The organism is Methylobacter sp. sgz302048 (genome assembly GCF_052162025.1).
Lineage (GTDB): Bacteria > Pseudomonadota > Gammaproteobacteria > Methylococcales > Methylomonadaceae > Methylobacter.
Genome location: NZ_CP197401.1, coordinates 3997476 through 4015613 on the forward strand (window position 1 = coordinate 3997476; position 18138 = coordinate 4015613).

16 protein-coding genes are annotated in these 18138 nt (G+C 54.7%); 7 read left to right on the forward strand and 9 right to left on the reverse strand.

The annotated features are described in order from the left end of the window. Nucleotides 1-219 precede the first annotated feature (219 nt). A complete protein-coding gene (locus ACTNE6_RS17910; RefSeq protein ID WP_442497711.1) occupies nt 220-1089 on the reverse strand; it encodes a DUF3014 domain-containing protein in 870 nt (289 codons plus the stop codon). A 72-nt stretch (nt 1090-1161) separates the two neighbouring features. Between ACTNE6_RS17910 and ACTNE6_RS17915 the strand changes: the two genes are divergently transcribed. The 4 genes from ACTNE6_RS17915 to ACTNE6_RS17930 all read left to right on the forward strand — a co-directional run bounded on the left by ACTNE6_RS17915 (nt 1162) and on the right by ACTNE6_RS17930 (nt 5473). Next, nucleotides 1162-2796, forward strand: a complete 1635-nt coding sequence (locus ACTNE6_RS17915; protein WP_442497712.1) for an AAA family ATPase — start codon at nt 1162-1164, stop codon at nt 2794-2796. A gap of 1 nt (nt 2797) precedes the next feature. Next, nucleotides 2798-3616 (forward strand): general secretion pathway protein GspB, encoded by an 819-nt coding sequence (locus ACTNE6_RS17920; RefSeq protein ID WP_442497713.1) that lies wholly within the window; start codon nt 2798-2800, stop codon nt 3614-3616. 292 nt (nt 3617-3908) lie between these two features. Next, on the forward strand, nt 3909-4433 hold the full coding sequence (locus tag ACTNE6_RS17925) for a phosphatase PAP2 family protein (RefSeq protein WP_442497714.1): 525 nt from the start codon (nt 3909-3911) through the stop codon (nt 4431-4433). After that, a complete protein-coding gene (locus ACTNE6_RS17930) occupies nt 4430-5473 on the forward strand; it encodes an MJ1255/VC2487 family glycosyltransferase (RefSeq protein WP_442497715.1) in 1044 nt (347 codons plus the stop codon). Before ACTNE6_RS17925 ends, ACTNE6_RS17930 begins: the two co-directional genes overlap by 4 nt. A 31-nt stretch (nt 5474-5504) precedes the next feature. Here ACTNE6_RS17930 and ACTNE6_RS17935 read toward each other — a convergent pair whose 3' ends face one another. Then, nucleotides 5505-5702 (reverse strand): BON domain-containing protein, encoded by a 198-nt coding sequence (locus ACTNE6_RS17935; RefSeq protein ID WP_442497716.1) that lies wholly within the window; start codon nt 5700-5702, stop codon nt 5505-5507. A gap of 336 nt (nt 5703-6038) precedes the next feature. Here ACTNE6_RS17935 and mgtE point away from each other — a divergent pair, with 336 nt between their 5' ends. After that, nucleotides 6039-7490, forward strand: a complete 1452-nt coding sequence (gene mgtE / locus ACTNE6_RS17940; protein WP_442497717.1) for a magnesium transporter — start codon at nt 6039-6041, stop codon at nt 7488-7490. Nucleotides 7491-7531: 41 nt separating this feature from the next. On the opposite strand, the gene ACTNE6_RS17945 is transcribed toward mgtE, so the two are convergent. The 5 genes from ACTNE6_RS17945 to sucC form a co-directional block, all read right to left on the reverse strand. Beyond that, on the reverse strand, nt 7532-8407 hold the full coding sequence (locus ACTNE6_RS17945; RefSeq protein ID WP_442497718.1) for a M28 family peptidase: 876 nt from the start codon (nt 8405-8407) through the stop codon (nt 7532-7534). Between the two features lie 114 nt (nt 8408-8521). Next, the gene (locus ACTNE6_RS17950; protein WP_442497719.1) at nt 8522-10132 is read right to left on the reverse strand and encodes an NAD+ synthase; all 1611 of its coding nucleotides are present in this window, start codon (nt 10130-10132) and stop codon (nt 8522-8524) included. A gap of 102 nt (nt 10133-10234) precedes the next feature. Next, entirely contained in the window at nt 10235-11032 is a 798-nt protein-coding gene (locus ACTNE6_RS17955) for a ceramidase domain-containing protein (protein ID WP_442497720.1), read from the reverse strand. A gap of 52 nt (nt 11033-11084) precedes the next feature. Further along, a complete protein-coding gene (gene sucD / locus ACTNE6_RS17960) occupies nt 11085-11954 on the reverse strand; it encodes a succinate--CoA ligase subunit alpha (RefSeq protein WP_442497721.1) in 870 nt (289 codons plus the stop codon). Further along, entirely contained in the window at nt 11951-13117 is a 1167-nt protein-coding gene (gene sucC, locus ACTNE6_RS17965) for an ADP-forming succinate--CoA ligase subunit beta (RefSeq protein ID WP_442497722.1), read from the reverse strand. The genes sucD and sucC overlap by 4 nt, the downstream gene beginning before the upstream one ends. Before the next feature lie 157 nt (nt 13118-13274). Here sucC and ACTNE6_RS17970 point away from each other — a divergent pair, with 157 nt between their 5' ends. Both ACTNE6_RS17970 and ACTNE6_RS17975 read left to right on the forward strand, forming a co-directional pair. Then, nucleotides 13275-14903, forward strand: a complete 1629-nt coding sequence (locus ACTNE6_RS17970; RefSeq protein WP_442497723.1) for a sensor histidine kinase — start codon at nt 13275-13277, stop codon at nt 14901-14903. After that, the gene (locus ACTNE6_RS17975; RefSeq protein WP_442497724.1) at nt 14900-16249 is read left to right on the forward strand and encodes a sigma-54-dependent transcriptional regulator; all 1350 of its coding nucleotides are present in this window, start codon (nt 14900-14902) and stop codon (nt 16247-16249) included. The genes ACTNE6_RS17970 and ACTNE6_RS17975 overlap by 4 nt, the downstream gene beginning before the upstream one ends. A gap of 37 nt (nt 16250-16286) precedes the next feature. Here the strand turns inward: ACTNE6_RS17975 and ACTNE6_RS17980 are convergent, their stop codons facing one another. Beyond that, complete coding sequence (locus ACTNE6_RS17980) at nt 16287-16739, reverse strand: hypothetical protein (RefSeq protein ID WP_442497725.1); 453 nt, start codon at nt 16737-16739, stop codon at nt 16287-16289. Between the two features lie 163 nt (nt 16740-16902). Then, nucleotides 16903-18138, reverse strand: a complete 1236-nt coding sequence (locus ACTNE6_RS17985; RefSeq protein ID WP_442497726.1) for a UbiH/UbiF/VisC/COQ6 family ubiquinone biosynthesis hydroxylase — start codon at nt 18136-18138, stop codon at nt 16903-16905.

Below are 18138 nucleotides of genomic sequence, written 5' to 3' on the forward strand. Positions count from 1 at the left end.
CGCCATATCGGCGTTCGCCTGATTTGACTCATCCTGCCGGTCTAGGGAAACCGGCCATAATGGCAACCGGCGAGGATGAGTAAAGTGAATTCTGAATAGTGCAGGACAACAAAATTTGCCCGCGCATCAGCTTAAGATATAAAACCATGAAGAACACAAAGAAAAACTTCGTGTTCTTCGTGGTTAATTAATCCGCATTTTATAATGCCGAAAAGCTGGCTAATCTTTCAGATTAACTAGCCCTTCGAGCAGAAGACGCACTTTCTGTTGAATGATGCGTGTGTTTTCAGGCCCCATGCGCAGCATTTGCTTGTGCACGGGGCTGGCGTTTTCCAGCTCGCTGTCGGCGTATTTGTAAAGCACTCCAGGCTGCACAAGGGGAATGGGCGCATCTATGGCTGGCGCCGCCAGGATTTCCGCCCCGGCCTTGGCAAGAATATCTTCCAGCTTGTATTCCGCAGGATAGCCGAACTCGGCAAAGACCTGTACAAATAGCGGCCTGAACTTCTTGTAAACGGCCAGCGCCGCCTCGACATCCAGCGCACTAATCGCCGCCGCCAGCTTGTCATAGCGCTGATAGCTTTGCCGGCTCATGAACAGGTTCTCATCGGGAGCAAAACGCTCGCCTGGCTTGAGGAAACGCATATGCTTCTCAAGCCTCAAACCCTGCGAGAAATCGTTGGCGATTGTGATATATTTTCTGATCAGCTGGTCGGTACTGAGCCATTCGGCAAGCCCCGGCGAAATCCTGATCATGTCCTCGCGTATCTGTCCGTCACTATTGGCGAGATCCGGCAGGATAACCCCCTTTCCCTGTCGGGACTCTTCGGCAATGTCCGGCACGATGTCGGCATCGGGCGCCTCCATGTCTGGCCCTGTCGGAATCGGCGCCTTTTGTGTATCTGTTTTGGTATCGGAAACCGGCGGCAGCGCCAAAGGTTGCGTTTGCGTTTGCGGCTCAGTAATATCGGCAGGTTGCTGCAGATTGAAATAAAACCAGCCCATGCCCGCAGCGATAATCAAAACAAGCACCAGCCAGATCAGGATGTTGCTGGATTTTTTTGGTTTAGTTTGGCCGTATCGCCCCATAGTTAAGACCTTCTTTCAGTTGTGGGTTAGAATAATTGACAATTTTTTTAAAGTGCCCAAGAAGTCAGAATCGTGTATCAACAATACTTTCATTTTAGTGAATTACCGTTTTCGATAGCGCCTGATCCGCACTTCATGTTCATGAGCGCGCGCCATCAGGAAGGTCTGGCGCACCTGCTTTACGGCATCAATATGGGCGGCGGTTTCGTTGCCCTGACCGGTGAAGTCGGCACCGGCAAAACCACGCTGTGCCGCTGCCTGCTGCAGCAGTTGCCCGTCAATGTCGATATCGCCTTGATCTTAAACCCAAAACTCAATGCCGTCGAATTATTGGCCACGATCTGTGATGAGCTGAGCATCGGCTATGACAAAAACCGGCAAACGCTGAAAGACTTCATCGACAAGATCAATCAATACCTGCTCACAGCCTATGCCAACGGCAGGCGCACCGTATTGCTGATCGATGAAGCCCAGAACCTGAGCCTGGAAGTTCTGGAGCAGGTCCGGCTGCTGACCAACCTGGAAACCAGCAAGACAAAACTGCTGCAAATCATTCTGGTCGGCCAGCCCGAACTGAAGCAGTTACTGAGCCAGAAGGACTTGCGCCAACTCAACCAGCGCATTACAGCCCGTTATCATTTGCTGCCGCTGTCGCTTGATGAAACACGGGCCTATATTCATCACCGCTTGGCCGTCTGCAACGGCAACCCCGACCTTTTCAAGGACCGCGCCGTTCGCAAAATTTATCAATTTTCCTCAGGCATTCCCAGACTCATCAATATTCTCTGCGATCGCGCCTTGCTCGGCGCCTACGCGACCAATGCCCATGCCATTACGCCCGACATCATTACGCGAGCCGCCCGGGAGACGCTGGCGCTCGAAAGCCCTCATCGCCAAGCTAAAGCAGCGATAGCGCTGGCGCTTTTCAGCAGCATTGCCGCAGGCATTTATTTTTTCAGCCAGCATCAACCTGCAGACCATCAGGCCAAGCTCGTATTGTCAGGCCAATTTCCGGCACCGGCTTCAAAGCCGGCCATAAAAAGCCCGCAACCGGCGCTCAAACCTGAACCCGTAGCGCCGAAAGCCGAAGCGAAGACTTTTAACGCCTGGCTTGAAAATCCGGCGCTGTCGCTGAACTCGGCCATGATCCAGGCGCTCAAAGCCTGGAAAAAAGCCGTGCCGGCCAATAACCGGGCCGATTGCCATTATATGGAAACGGTGGGCCTTCGCTGCCTGTTCGACAAGGCCAACTGGAAGGATATACTGGAACTTGACCGCCCTGCTATTTTGGAGTTCTCGTTAGCCAATGAGAAAAAACGCTATGCCCTGCTGACCGGTATCCGCAAGGGACAGCCCGTCATCCGCTTTAATGAGGATTTGGCGTTTCCTCTGGCCGATGTACTGAGCCTATGGGACGGCTATTATCTGATGCTCTGGCAGCCGCCGCGCCCGGATATGGCGGACATCGTCCCGCAGCAGACGTCGGCCAACGTGCTCTGGCTGCGCCAGCAGTTAAGCGCCGTAACGGGAACCCGCACCAGTGTTAATGAGCCGATGTTCTTTGATGAGGCGCTTAAAAAGCAGGTGATTGACTTTCAGCGCCTGCATCATTTAACGGCTGACGGCATAGCGGGCGCCCGCACCCTGATTCACTTGGACAACAGCATCGGCGCCAAAGACTCGCCACACTTGGAGATCATGGATTAATATGTCTTATATCTTGAATGCACTGCGAAAATCAGAGCGGGAACGGCAAGCCATCGAGCCCGATACGGTAGCAAACAGAATCCTTATTCCCCAGCCGCCGCAACATCAGCGCTCCACCAAACTGATCGCCGCGCTGATCATAAGCAACCTGATTATTCTGGCTTGTTTCCTCTGGTTCACACAGAAAACACAGCCTGTCGCCGCCCTGCCGCCAGCCGATACACAGCCTGCTGTGCCCGTGGTTAAGCCGCCCGTAGCACCGCCGGCTGAAATAATGGCGCCCAAGCCCGAGACAAAACTGCCGGAACCTAAAGACGCATCGATTGCCGAGATCATCGAAGCCAGAACTGTGCCGGCCTCTCAGCCCCCGGCCAAACCTGTCGTCGCAAACAACCCCGCCATTGAGCCTGTTAAGCCGGTGGTTGCGTTGCCGAAGCCGGCTCCGCAAAAAGCCGAACCGGTCAAAAACGCGGTCATTAAACCTGAGCCGTTGCCTGTCATAGTGAGTAAACCGACGCCTGTAGAACCGATCGAGCCTGTCGTGACTGCTGTTGCAAAACCGGCCCCGGCCGCGCTGCCGGCAAAGGACGACCTGCCTTTCTTAAATGAGCTGCCTGCCGAATTTCGCCGCACGGTACCCAAGCTGCCTATCAATGTCTTTGTCTATTCACCGGTGCCAGCCGAACGTTTTGTCATGATCGACATGGTCAAATATACACCGGGCCAACTCATCAAAGACCAGCTGGAACTCAAGGATATACGGCCCGACAGCCTTGTCGTCAATTACAACAATCGCCTGTTCAAAATCAAGCGCCCTTAAGACTTAACGCCTGTTTCGGATGCGCCTTTTTCTGGCGCCTCCAACAATGCATATTGCAAGGTGCGGATTCATTCGCACCTGAACCTTTCTATCTCAGGCTTTGGCAGCCCTTTCAAGTAAAGCCCTGCTAAAGCCTCTGTCACAAAACCTTAAACAAACCTTCATTTTTTTGTCACAAAAGAGTTTTAGTCTTTGCCCCGAAGGCAGGAATTAATTCAAAAGGAAAATCCGCGATCGTTCGGCTCTGCGCCGACCGCGGCCGACTTTTGCAAAACGCCGAGAGGACAAGAAAATGAAACTGCTCTATTCGATACATAAGTACGATGTGTTCATGCTCATCTGGCTGATCAATGTCAAAATGCACGGCTCATTGGCAAAATTCAGCCGGTACGTTTCAAAGACCGGAGATGGGCCACTGTATCTGTTGATCGCCTGTTTGCTGTATTGGCGACAAGGTATTGAAAGTCTTCTGCTCCAGGCTATTTTGCTGGGCTTTTTGCTCGAGAGGCCGATCTATTTCATACTCAAGAACAGCCTCAAGCGCAACCGTCCGGCTGCCGCACTGCAAAACTTCCGTAGCGTCATCACGCCGTCCGATCAATTCAGCTTCCCGTCCGGCCATACTTCGGCTGCCTTCATGATGGCGACGCTGATCGGCTATTTTTTTCCCGCTCTCATGATTCCGCTTTATTGCTGGGCGGCATTGGTCGGTTTCTCGCGCGTCGTGCTGGGCGTTCACTTCCCGACCGACACGCTGGTCGGCGCCATGCTGGGCATCAGCACGGCGCTTTTCAGTCTGGGGCAAATTATTCCATGAGAATTTTCTATGGCGTACAGGGCACCGGTAACGGCCACATCACTCGCGCACGCGTCATGGCGAAGGAACTTTATGCGGTCGGCATGGAGGTTAGTTTTCAGTTTACCGGTCGTCCTGCCGATAAATATTTCGAAATGGCGATATTCAACGACTATCAGGTGCGTACCGGCCTGACCTTTAATACCGACAAGGGCCAGGTCAATTACCTGAAGACCGCTTGCAAAGCCAAACCGCTGACTTTCATCAAGGATGTCGCGTCACTGGATTTGAGCGCTTACGACCTGGTGATCAGCGATTTTGAGCCAGTTACTGCCTGGGCGGCAAAAAAACAAAAAAAGACCGTTTTGGGTATCGGCCATCAATATGCGTTCAACCACAAAATCCCCAAGGCGGGTTCCAATCCAGTCGCCAAAGAGATCATGAAATATTTCGCGCCGGCCGATGTCGGCGTCGGCCTGCATTGGCACCATTTCGGCCAACCCATTCTGCCTCCCATTATCGACACGACCGGGACGCCCGCCAATACTATCCAGAATAAAATTATTGTTTATCTGCCTTTTGAAGACCAACGCGAAGTCATCAGGCTGTTATCACCTTTCAGACATTTTATCTTTCATGTCTATGCGCCGGAAACCGTGCAGTCTGAATTCAATCATATCATTTGCCATCCGCTCTCCCGCGAAGGCTTTCAGAAGAATTTACTGGATTGCGCCGGCATCATCAGCAATGCCGGCTTTGAACTCGCCAGTGAATCGCTGAGATTGGGCAAAAAGATTCTGGCGAAACCGCTGCACGCGCAAATGGAGCAAATTTCCAATGCCGCCGCATTGCAGCAACTGGGTTACGGCTATGTCATGAACGATATGGAACCGGCGGTAATTGAGCGCTGGCTGCATGATGATCATGCCGTCCAGGTCACTTATCCCAATACCGCCAAGATACTGGTTCAATGGATTCAAGACGGCATGCCGGAAATGGACAAGGCTTTTGTCGATGCCGTCTGGAACAAGGTGGAAGTGCTACAGACTCAATTGAGATAAAGCCTGCCTGATTTCAATCTCTTCGTTTCAGCTACTTAACGATCAGGCTGTTATTGACCATTTTAACGCCGCTTACCGCTCTCGCCCGCTCAACTGCTTTGTTAGCGGCTTTTTCGGAATCGACAAAACCGCTCAGTTGTACGACCCCTTTAAATGTCTTCACGTTAATATCCAGCACTTCCAGGCTTGGATCATTGAATATGGCCGTTTTTACTTTGGTCGTAAGCACAGAATCGTCAAGATATTCGCCGGTACTTTCATGCCTTCTGCTTCCCGCACAGCCGGCAAGCGACAACACCAATAATACAACTGATAAAAAACGTATTATCAAACTGAATTGATTCATCATATATTTATATAACGTCGATAAATAGATAGGGTTTTAGCCGTTAATTATAACCCGCATTAATTAAGATATTATTTCATATACTATAAAAATATCGCCCAGCGTTTCATTTCCATGTTTTTCATAAATGAGCCGGAAATTTTAATTAGGCTTATTGTCTCTGTAAAAAGCATATTTTAATAAAAACAAATCTTACGGCCTTTAAACTATTTTTTAACCATGGAATCCCCTGACAAACGCCATTCCGAGCAGTTTCTTCAGCAGCTCCTGCAGCGTGTCATCACTTTGCTCGAAAAACAGCATCGGGAAGAATCCCTGGTGCAAAAAGGCCCGGCAACCCGGCAGGCGTTGGTCGAAATCGCTCGGCACAAGCAGCAGCAGGCCCTTTTACAGGAAGAATTTGCCCAGCTTCATCCTGCCGATATCGCCTATATTCTTGAGTCGCTGCCGCTGGATCATCGCCGTACAATCTGGAACGCTATCAGAACCGATATTGACGGGCAAGTGCTGCTGGAAGTCTCCGACGCGGTGCGGCAAACGCTGATTGCAGACATGGGGCCCGAAGAGTTGGCCATCGTCGCCGGTAAACTGGAAAGCGACGAGATCGCGGACCTTGCTGCCGACCTGCCTCAAAATGCCATGCAGCGCATTCTGAAGTCCCTTAATCGCAAAAAACGCAAGGATCTGGATGCGGTTCTGGCCTGCCGGGAAGATCAAGTCGGCTCGCGCATGGATTTTGGCACAATCAAGATCCGGGACGATCTGACCCTGAAAGCCATAGCCGACTATATCCGCAAGCGCGGCAAACTGCCGGGCCATACCGACAAATTGTTCGTCGTGGACCAAAGCAATAAAATAAAGGGCGTTTTGCCGCTGCAGCGATTATTGACCCATCCGCCCAGCCAGCAAGTAGCGGACATTATGGTGACCGATTTTATCGCGTTTTCAGTCGATCAAAATCTCACCGAAGCCGCCCGGGCTTTCGAACGTTACGACCTTATCTCGGCGCCGGTCGTCGACCATGAAGACCGATTGCTGGGCCGGCTTTGCGTCGACAGCATCGTCGATTATATCCGAGAGGAAACGGACGAAGACCTGCTGATTCAGGCCGGCGTCGAAGAAGAGGAGGATATATTTTCCAGTGTCTGGAAGAGCGCCAAAAACCGCTGGGGCTGGCTGTTGATCAATATCGCCACGGCCTTTGCCGCAACGCGCATCATCGGCCTATTCGAAGACACGATTCTGCATCTGGTGGCGCTGGCCTCGCTGATGCCGATCATCGCCTCGACAGGCGGCAATACCGGCAACCAAACCAGTATGCTGATCATCCGCTCACTGGCGCTTGGGCAGATTACCCGGGCCAATGTCCGTCATCTGATCATGAAGGAACTGAGCCTCGCCATCTTGAACGGCACGCTGCTGGGCAGCCTGGTCGGCGGACTGGTCTGGCTGTTCTATCAGAACCAGGACCTTGCCCTGGTCATGGGCATCGCCATGTTTATCAACCTGCAAGTCGCCGTCTTCGTCGGCCTCGGCATCCCTTTGCTGCGCCACAAGTTCGATAAGGACCCCGCAGTCGGCACCAGCGTCATGCTCACCTTCATCACTGATGCCATGGGTTTTTTTATTTTCCTGGGGCTGGCCAGCGTATTCCTGCTGGACCGGCCTTGAGCCGGACTCCCAGCGATTCCAAAGTCGCCTTTGTTATTTTTTTACACTTTTCCGACCAGATCGGCGGCCACGTCGTGCAGGCCGCCGGTCACAGCGGCCAGAAACTCGTAATCCAGGCGCTCAATGGTATCCTTGGACTTATGGTAATAAGGATAGCGCAACGGGGCTGTATCCGTGACCATGATCGCCGGATAGTCCTCCTTCCAGAAGGACCAATGATCCGAACTCCAGGCGCCGGGAAAATTGGACGGCAGCGTGAACGTTTCGCAAGGAACCGGTGAATTTCGCCGGAACGACTGCGCGGCGTCAGCAAGGAGTTCGCGCGAGCGGCGATTGCCGACCAGCGCGATAAAATTGCCGCGGGCCGGCGCCAGCAGTCCGAACAGCGACAGGTGCTGGCTGCCGAACTTTTCGGACCGGTAGGCGATTGTTTCAAGGCAGATCATCCCGACCACGCTCTCGCCGCGCTCGCGGCAGCGTGCCGCGTACACCCGGCTGCCCATCTGCCGGGTCCGCAGGAACGGTTTCTCTTCATTGGTGAAGGCGACAAAGCGCAGCGTACGGCCAATCGTCTCATGCGCGAACGCACGGGCCAGCGCGAGCAGCGCGGCGATGCCGGAACCGTTATCGTCAGCCCCCGGTGATCGGCGATGCGTATCATAGTGAGCTCCTACAATAATCACCTCTTCCGGAGCAATAAGGCCGCGCACTTCGACTTCGATATTGGCGAATAATCTTCCCTTCGCCTCGTACTCCTGCCGCGCGGGAGTATAGCCCGCTTCGCGCAGCCATTGTTCAATGAGTCCTGCGGCCTCAACCAGCTGCGGATAATGGTAGACGTTGCGCGCACCGATATCACGGGCAAGCCGTCCGATGTCTTCGCGCAGTCTTGCAGTGTACTGATCTGATGCTGTCATGTCAGAAGTCCCTCCTAATGAAGTACAGTGCGCCAATTGGCAATCAATGCTAGGCGCCCTATGAATGCTTGTTCTCCCAATAATAAGAGCGTCTACCGAGTTTGATGAAAGTTTTTAAATCCCGCGGTAACCCGAAGTGATCGGATAGCGCCTATCGCGGCCGAACGCTCTGGGCGTGATTCGGATGCAGGGCGGCGACTGCCGGCGTTTGTACTCGTTTCTGTCGACCAGACGTATGGCCCTCTCGACATCTTCGCGCCGGAAACCGGCCGCGATAATCTCTTCAGCCGACTGATCCTGTTCCACGTACCGCTCCAGTATCGGATCCAGCACATTGTACGGCGGCAAGGAATCCTCATCGAGCTGATCGGGCGCCAGCTCGGCCGACGGCGGTCGAGTGAGCACGCGCTCCGGAATCACATTGGACAGCGAATTGCGATAGTGCGCCAGCTCGTATACCAGCAATTTCGGCACATCCTTGATCGGCGCAAAGCCGCCGGCCATATCGCCATATAAAGTCGCATAGCCGACGCTCATTTCGCTTTTATTGCCGGTCGTCAGCAGCAGTTTGCCCGACTTGTTGGACATCGCCATCAGAATCACGCCGCGGCAGCGCGCCTGGATGTTCTCTTCGGTCGTGTCCTTGGCCCTGCCGGCGAACACACCAGCCAGCATGTCCGTGAAGGCGCTGACGGCCGGTTCTATCGGGATCGTATGATATTTGACGCCCAGGGCTTCAGCCTCCAGCGCCGCATCTTCAAGGCTCATGGCCTGCGTATAGCGCGACGGCATCAGCACGGCTTCCACTTTGTCAGCTCCCAGCGCATCGACGGCCAAAGCCAGCACCAGCGCCGAGTCGACGCCGCCTGACAGGCCCAGGATGGCGCCCTGAAAGCCGTTCTTCGCGACGTAATCCCTGATGCCCAGCACCAGGGCCCGGTATTCGCTGGAGACCTCGTTGTACAGCGGCGCGCAAGAGCTTTTCAGGGGCCGATTGCCTTCAAATTCGACCACACTGACTTGCTCGCTGAATTCCTCGGCCCGAAATACGACTTCGCCGCTGCTGTCGACCACAAACGAAGCGCCGTCGAAGATCAGTTCATCCTGTCCGCCGACTTGGTTGACATAGACCAGCGGCAGCTGCAGCGCCTTAACTTGATTGACGATGATGTCTTCGCGCTCATGGATCTTGCCGGCATGGAAAGGCGAGGCATTCAGGGTCAGGACCAGCTCGGCGCCGGCGCCTCTGTTCCGGGCCAGGATGCCAGGATGCCAGACGTCCTCGCAAATCGTGATGCCGATCGTGATGCCTTTTAATGTAAACAGAGCGGTCTGATCGCCTTCGAAGAAATAGCGCTTTTCATCGAACACGCCATAGTTAGGCAGGGCATTCTTTCTGTAACGAGTCAGCACGGCGCCATCGCGCAGCACAGCCGCGCTATTGTAGAGCTTGCCCTGATAGTTGTCGGGAAAGCCCAGCACGACATCGATGCCAGTCGCCTGCGCGGCAATGCGCTCGACAGCATGGGCCGCATGCGCGATAAAATCCGGCCGCAGCAACAGGTCCTCGGGCGGGTAACCGGTCACGGACAGCTCGGGAAAGACGATCAGGTCGGCATGCAGCCGGTCCCGGGCATGAATGGCCGTTTCGATAATCTTGTCGGCATTGGCATCGATACCGCCGACCAGTGGGTTGATTTGAGCAAGCGCTATTTTTAAAGACATGTATGGATTAACAATAACTGAGGTTGAATATTTGACTGCAAAAACGGCAAAGAAATCTGTAGACGTACGAAATCAGGCCTATAGACTGATCATAACAAAACCTTATTTGGCAATGACACCGGTTTCTGACTTAACCGCCCTATGCACCGGCACGCGCTTTTGCAATGCAATCAGAAACAACCCGGCTCCGCCTGCAGCCAGCAGATGTTTGAGCGAATGCCCGCTGAAAAAGCGCAGGTGCTCGTAGATGACCGCATCACCGGCTTCCGCCAGTTTGGCTGCAACATAGATGCCGACGATGCCCCACAAATAACCATTGCCGGAAAGCCGCGGTTGACAGAAGATCAGCATGACCGGAATCAGCAGCATAGGCAGAAACTGAACCAGGCCGTAAAAGCGCAAATCGCCGAGTCCCTGCTGCTCGCTCCAGTGCCAGTAAATTACCGATGCCATGCCGATCAGAATCAGCGGATAGAGCAGCCGCCTGCCCCATTCAATGGATAGGAACTCGCCGACTATGGCTGAAAACAGCGCCATAAAGGCTATCGTCATCGGCAGTCTATCCCAAACCAGCGTCCCGTTGTCAGGATTTAAATGGTAATAGCCCGATCCCAGACCAGTCAGGCCGACGCCAATGAAAAACATCAAATAAGCCGAGCGCAATTGCGGCAAGCCGCCATCAAGCCGGCTAGCCGTGACCCGCCGCATGCCCACCAAACCGACGATCAAAAAAGGCAGGCTGGTCATGACATTCCAGAAGTTGGGAATGCCCAGAATCTGCTTCTGATCACCGAAATCATGATAATTCAGATCCTGCGGTATCTTAGGCACCAGCGTGAAAACCGCAATCAACGCGATAATAGTGAACAGAACGATAAAGCTTCGGACTGATCGGTTCATAAGCTGTCCTGGCGTGCTTCGCGTACCGTGTTGTCTATCATCCGTCCGGTCGTTATTGCAGACAGCGCTGCATCGCCACGCCGATGTCGGCCGGTGAATTGACGACTTCGATGCCGGCCGCCTTAAGCGCGGCGATTTTGCCTGCGGCCGTGCCCTTGCCGCCCGTGATGATGGCGCCGGCATGGCCCATGCGCTTGCCAGGCGGCGCCGTCTGGCCCGCGATATAGGATACGACCGGTTTCGTGACATGCGCCTTGATATAGTCGGCCGCATCCTCTTCCTCGCCGCCGCCTATCTCCCCGACCATGACGATGCCGCGAGTCTGTTCGTCCTGCTCGAAACGGCTGAGCACGTCGATAAAGTTCATGCCGTGAATAGGATCGCCGCCTATGCCGACGCAGGTGCTCTGCCCCAGCCCTTGTTTGGTCGTCTGGTTGACGGCCTCATAGGTCAGGGTGCCGGAACGCGAGACGATGCCAATGGCGCCCGGCAGATGGATATGGCCCGGCATGATGCCGATCTTGCATTGGCCCGGCGTAATCACCCCAGGACAATTCGGCCCGATCAGCAAGGCATCGGTGCCGGCCATGGCGGCCTTGACGCGCAGCATATGCAATACCGGAATGCCTTCCGTAATGCAGACGATGATCCTGATGCCGGCATCGACGGCTTCCAGAATGGCGTCGGCCGCATAGAAAGGCGGCACATAGATCATGGTCGCATCGGCGCCGGTCTGCCTGACGGCGTCCTCGACGGTATCGAAGACCGGCAGGCCCAGATGCGTGTCGCCGCCGCGGCCCGGCGTCACGCCGCCAACCAGTTGCGTGCCGTACGCCAGCGTCTGTTCGGAATGGAACGTGCCCTGCTTACCGGTAAAGCCCTGGCAAATCACTCTGGTATGCTTGTCGATCAAAATGCTCATGCGGCCTCCGCTAAGGCGACAACTTGCGCTGCGGCGGTCGCCAGATCTGTTTCTGCAATCAAATTCAGGCCGGAATCGGCCAATAGCTGGCGGCCCGCCTCGGCATTGGTGCCTTCCAGCCGGACCACGACCGGCACCGTCACATGCACCTCTTTAACCGCCGCCAGAATGCCGCGCGCGATAATGTCGCATTGCACGATGCCGCCGAAGATATTGATCAGTATGGCTTTCACCTTGTCGTCGGACAGTATCAGCTTGAACGCTTCGGCGACTCTTTCCGGCGTCGTACCGCCGCCGACGTCGAGAAAATTGGCCGGCGCACCGCCATTCAGCTTCACTAGGTCCATCGTCGCCATGGCCAGGCCGGCGCCGTTGACCATGCAGCCGATAGTACCGTCCAGCGTGATGTAATTAAGCCCGTATTGCTGCGCCTTGTTTTCTTTTCGGTCTTCCTGGCCCGGATCGCGCATGTCCAAAATGTCAGGGTGCATGGCGACGGCGTTGTCGTCGAAATTAATCTTGGCATCCAGCGCCAGCAACTGGCCCTGCTCGGTCAGTATCAGGGGATTGATTTCAATCTGACTGGCATCCTTAGCCAGCAGCAGCTGATACATGCCGCGCATGATGGTTTCCAGCGCCTTGATCTGCTCGCCGGCCAGTTGCAGGGCGAAGGCAATTTTCCGGCACTGATAGCTTTGCAGGCCCGCTGCCGGATGGATTTGCAGCGAGATGATCTGTTCCGGCGTATCCCTGGCGACAGCTTCGATATCCATGCCGCCGGCCGCGGAAGCGATAAACAGGATGCGGCTGCTGACGCGGTCAACCAGGGCGCTCAGGTAGAATTCGCTTTTGATCGGATAGATTTTCTCGATGAGCAGCCTCTCGACCGGCAGACCGGCACTATCGGTCTGCGCGGTTACAAGACGCTTGCCCAGCATATCGCGGCTGAAGTCCAAGACTTCCTGATGGCTATGGGCCAATCTTACGCCGCCAGCCTTGCCGCGGCCGCCCGCATGCACCTGAGCCTTCACAACCCAGCCGCTGCCGCCCAGTTCTCTGGCAACCTGCCCGGCATGCTCGGGGGTATCGGCCTGATGGCCCTCCGGGACGGCGATGCCGTAATCCCTAAACAACCTTTTTGCCTGGTATTCATGAATGTTCATTTATCGCTCCTGGTTTGACCGGCAACGACCGGAGGGTATTTTCTCAAGCCTTTGCATCGATGCTATGATGGTTCAGTTCAATCCGATCCGCCAGTAAAACTGGGGAAATCTGCTATTCTAACCAAGTCCCTGCAAAACGCTATTGTTAAAACCACCCATGTCAGATAATACGCATGAGACCATTTTCCCCTGCCCGTTCTCCAAAGGCTACGGCATTCCCGCCAAGCAAGCCTGGCTGCTGCTGAAGGTTTTCCTGACTTACCGTTTTATTCTGGCCACGCTGTTTATCGTGTTATTTCAAGGCCAGATAGGGCCCTCTTCGCTTGGATCATACGACCGCCAACTCTATATTTACAGCAGCCAGAGCTATGTCATATTGTCTGCCGTCTCCAGCATCTGCATAGCTTGGCGGCTGACCGGCTATACGCTGCAGGCACAGCTGCTTATTTTTACCGACATCATCATTCTCACATTGCTGATGCATGCCTGCGGCGGCATCAATAGCGGCATAGGCATACTGCTCGCCGTCTCCATCGCCTATGGCGGTCTGTTGATCGGCGGCCGCTGCGCGATGTATTTTGCCGCTGTCGCCAGCCTGGCCGTCCTGTCCGAACAGATTTATGCCGATCAGGCCGGCCTTTTTGAAAAAACGTCTTACATATACGCCGGCATGCTGGGAGCCTCGTTCTTCACGATCGCCCTGTTGTCCTATGTGCTGGCGAAGCGCAGTGAACAGACGGTGCAACTGGCTCATCAGCAAAAACAGACCATCACGCAACTGGAAGAGTTGAACCATTACATTATCCAGCATCTGCAGTCGGGCATCATCATCGCCAATAAAAAACAGGCTATCCAGATGGTCAACGAAGCGGCCTTGCGCCTGGCCAATCTGCAAGCCATGCCGGCCACGCTGGCCGATATTTCGGAACAGTTATGGCTGGCTTTTCAGATCTGGCTCAACGAGCCTGAACAGGCAATTGCACAGCTGCAACTGCCGAACCGGTCCGAAATTCATATCCGTTTCATGCCGCTGCCGACGCAGCAGGAATGCCTGTACCTGATCATGTTTGAAGACATCGCGCTTTATAATCAGCGCCTGCAGCAAAGTAAACTGGCATCCCTGGGCCGGCTCACGGCCAGCATCGCCCATGAAATACGCAATCCGCTGGGCGCCATCAGCCATGCCGGACAATTGCTGTCGGAAAACCCTCAGTTATCGGCCCAGGACAAGCGCCTGACCGAAATCATTCAGACCCACGCCGGCCGCGTCAATCGCATTATTGAAGATATCCTGCAGCTTTCCAGGAGGAACGCGTCGAGGCGAAAAAAAATCCAGTTGAAGCCTTGGCTGATCGATTACCTGAACAATTTTATACTCGATCAGGCTATCGCTGCCGACACCTTCAAGCTCTCTGTAAGTACTGAACCTTTATACGCCCTAATAGACCCCGATCACTTAAAGCAGATTCTGGACAATCTGTGCCTGAATGCCCTCCGGTACGGCAAGCCGGAGCTGGGAAAGATCATACTGCAGGCCCGCATCAGCGGACAGGCGCCGTGCATAGAAATCATCGACAACGGCTCCGGCCTGTCTCCTGAGCAGATCTGTCATCTTTTTGAGCCCTTTTTCACGACTTCGTCCAGCGGCACCGGGCTAGGCCTTTATATTTCTCGGGAGCTGGCCGAACTCAACCAGGCAAAATTGAGCTATTATTTAACGGAAAAAAACCGGAGTTGCTTCAAGCTCTGCCTGCCCGATGCGGAAAATAAGTTAATAGAAATATGAAAAAACCACTGACATTGATTGTCGATGATGAACCCGATATCTGCGAGTTACTGGAAATAACCCTTAACCGCATGGATATCCAGACACACTGCGCCGACAATATCGGCAAAGCAAAAGCCCTGCTGCAACAGCATCCGTTCGATCTTTGCCTGACCGATATGAAGCTGCCCGACGGCAATGGCCTTGATCTGCTGGATCATATACACTCGAATTGCGCCCCGATGCCGGTTGCCGTTATTACCGCGCATGGCAATATGGATACGGCGATTCAGGCCATGAAGAAAGGCGCTTTTGATTTTGTCTCGAAACCGGTCGATTTATCGGCGCTCAGGCAAATGGTGAGCAGCGCGCTGAAACTTGCCAACGCCACGACATACCCCGCCAAAGACAGGCGAACCCGGCATCTATTGCTGGGCGAATCGCCGGTCATGCGCGCCATCCGCAGCAAAATAACCAAGCTGGCACTCAGCCAGGCTCCAGTTTATATCAGCGGCGAATCCGGCTCGGGCAAGGAACTGGTCGCCCGGCTCATCCATCAGCAGAGTTCGCGCAGCGACAAGCCTTTTGTGGCCATAAACTGCGGCGCTATTCCTCATGAACTGATGGAAAGCGAGTTCTTCGGCCATAAAAAAGGCAGTTTTACCGGCGCGGTCAGTGATAAGAAAGGCCTGTTCCAGGCTGCTGAAGGCGGCACCTTATTTCTCGATGAAATCGCGGAACTGCCTCAATCCCTGCAGGTAAAACTGCTGCGCGCCATTCAGGAAAAGAGAATACGCCCCGTCGGCGAACATCAGGAAATCCCCGTCGACGTCCGCCTGCTCAGCGCCACCTACCGCAACCTGGCCGATATGGTCCAGGCCGGCACGTTCAGGCAGGATCTGTACTACCGCATCAACGTCATCGACCTGTATGTGCCGCCTTTGCGGGAGCGCGCCACAGACATACCCATCCTTATCGACCACATATTGACGAAGCTCACGCAAGCTGGCGGCCTGAACAAACCTGCAGTGTCGGCCTCGGCCCTGTCGGCACTTCAGCAATATCATTTCCCCGGCAATGTGCGTGAGCTTGAGAACATTCTGGAACGGGCTCTGGCCTTGTATGACGGCAAAAGCATCGAAATCGACGACCTGAACCTGCCGGTAGGCGCGCATGTCATCGCCGACTCGCCGGCTTATGACCCGGCTCAGGGATCGCTGGAAGATTATCTGGAGCAAATCGAACGCAAGGCGATCGTCATCGCCCTGGAAGAAAACAAATGGAACAAGACGGCCGCCGCCAAACAGCTGGGGCTGTCTTTTCGATCCTTACGCTATCGTTTGAAGAAACTGGATCTGGATAATTAACCGGCAACTGAACCACTGCCGGTTAGCCCAGGCGGTGTTAAGCCTGATATTTATCCATGGATGCCAGCTTCGCCATAGCGCCTTTTATTTTCGCTTCGGCAGCGGCATCCAATTCATTATTCTTGTAAATTTTATCAAGCAAACCTTCCGCCACCAGCGCCTCTTTTACCCAACGCTTGGTAAAGCGGTAATTGCTGTGGGCTGAAACGACTTCTCCCGTAGCCGGATTGCGCACTTCGCCTTTGCCCGCCTCTGGTGCTGGAGCAGCAGCAGGCTTCGCAGGAGCTGCTCTTCTGGCCGCCGCCCTTCTCGCCGCCGGCGCTTCTTTCTGGGGCGCCGCCGCGGCCTGTGGCTGCACCGCCGCTACTTCCTGCTTTTCAGATTTTACCTGCGGCACTGTCGATTTAGCCGTAGCCCGCTGATCGTTTACAACCGCATAAACGACATAAGCCACGAAAATAGTAGTTAATATAAACAACACTTCAGCCATAACACCTCTCCACCTCTTAAGTTAATTTTTATTATTTTATTGCCCTGAAATAAGCGCAGCCTGTAGGCGGGCAAACCAAATCGCTAATTCCGGAATATACCAGAAGCCGGCGAGCAGGGTAAATACCAAATACGCATAAACGCGGGCTTTTCGGCACTTGTCGCTAACTCTGAACGACTGGCCAGCAAGCCTGGGCTTTCGCTAATTTGGGCAAATCCTCGCGCAAGCCCATGGCGTAATGGTTGAAATACGCTTTCACGACAGCCGTGTGGTTTACCCAGTTCATGCCAGCCGAACGCAGGCCAATAAAGGGCGGCGATGACACTTTATAGGTTTTGTTGAGCGCATCCATGCTCGCCATCATCATCAGATTGTCGCCTTTACGCCAGCGTTCGTAGTGGCGTAAATAAGCGGAACCGGACAATGGCCGCCGCTGCTGTTTGGCTTCAATCACTAGCTCGGCAATCGCCGCCGCATCCAGCAGGCCGGCATTTGCGCCCTGTCCGGCCAACGGATGCATGGCATGGGCGGCATCGCCAACCAATGCGAGATGCCGGTCGGTATAACGGTTGGCATATTGAAACCGCAACGGAACCGCGGCCCTGGGCCCTACTGCCAGCATTTTGCCCAGAATGCCGCCCGAGGCCTGTTCCAGCGCCTGGAGGAAATCGGCGTCATTCAAGGTCAGATACTTTTTTGCCGTTTTCGTGCTCAAAGTCCAGACAATCGAACTTTGGCCGTTGTCCAGCGGCAGAAAAGCCAGCGGCCCTTCTTCCAGAAACCGCTGCCACGCCGTTGCCTGGTGGCTTTTTTCGGTCGTGACCGTGGCGACCAGTCCCTCCTGATCATAATCCCAACCGGTCACGTCTATGCCGGCCATTTTTCTCAACGCCGATTCGCGCCCGTCGGCGGCAATCACCAGCTCGGCTTCAAGGCGGCGGCCGTCTTCCAGCCTGATCAGCCGGCCGTTATCGGTCAGCTGCATGTCGGCGACTGCCGCCGGCGTTAGACAATCAGCCGAGGGCAACGTATCGAGCACGTCCCATAAGGCCGCGACCGTCACTCTGTTTTCGGCCAGATGACCCAGTTCGTTGAATTCGGTATCGGCACAGTCAAAATGCAATTCGCCGTCGCCGCGCGCATCCCATACACGCATATCCCGGTAGGCGCATACGCCGCGCTGCACCATGCCCGGCCAGGCGCCGAGCATTTCTAGAATATTCTGCGAGGCTTTCGTCAACGCCGAAACACGGTTATCGATCGGCTCTTTCGGCCAGTGCCGTTCAGGATTGCGCCTATCCAGCAGCGCCACGCTGATGCCGCCGTGCGCCAGGGCACAGGCCGCCGCCGCACCCACCATGCCGCCGCCGACGACGATCACTTCATAGCGTTCAGTCAT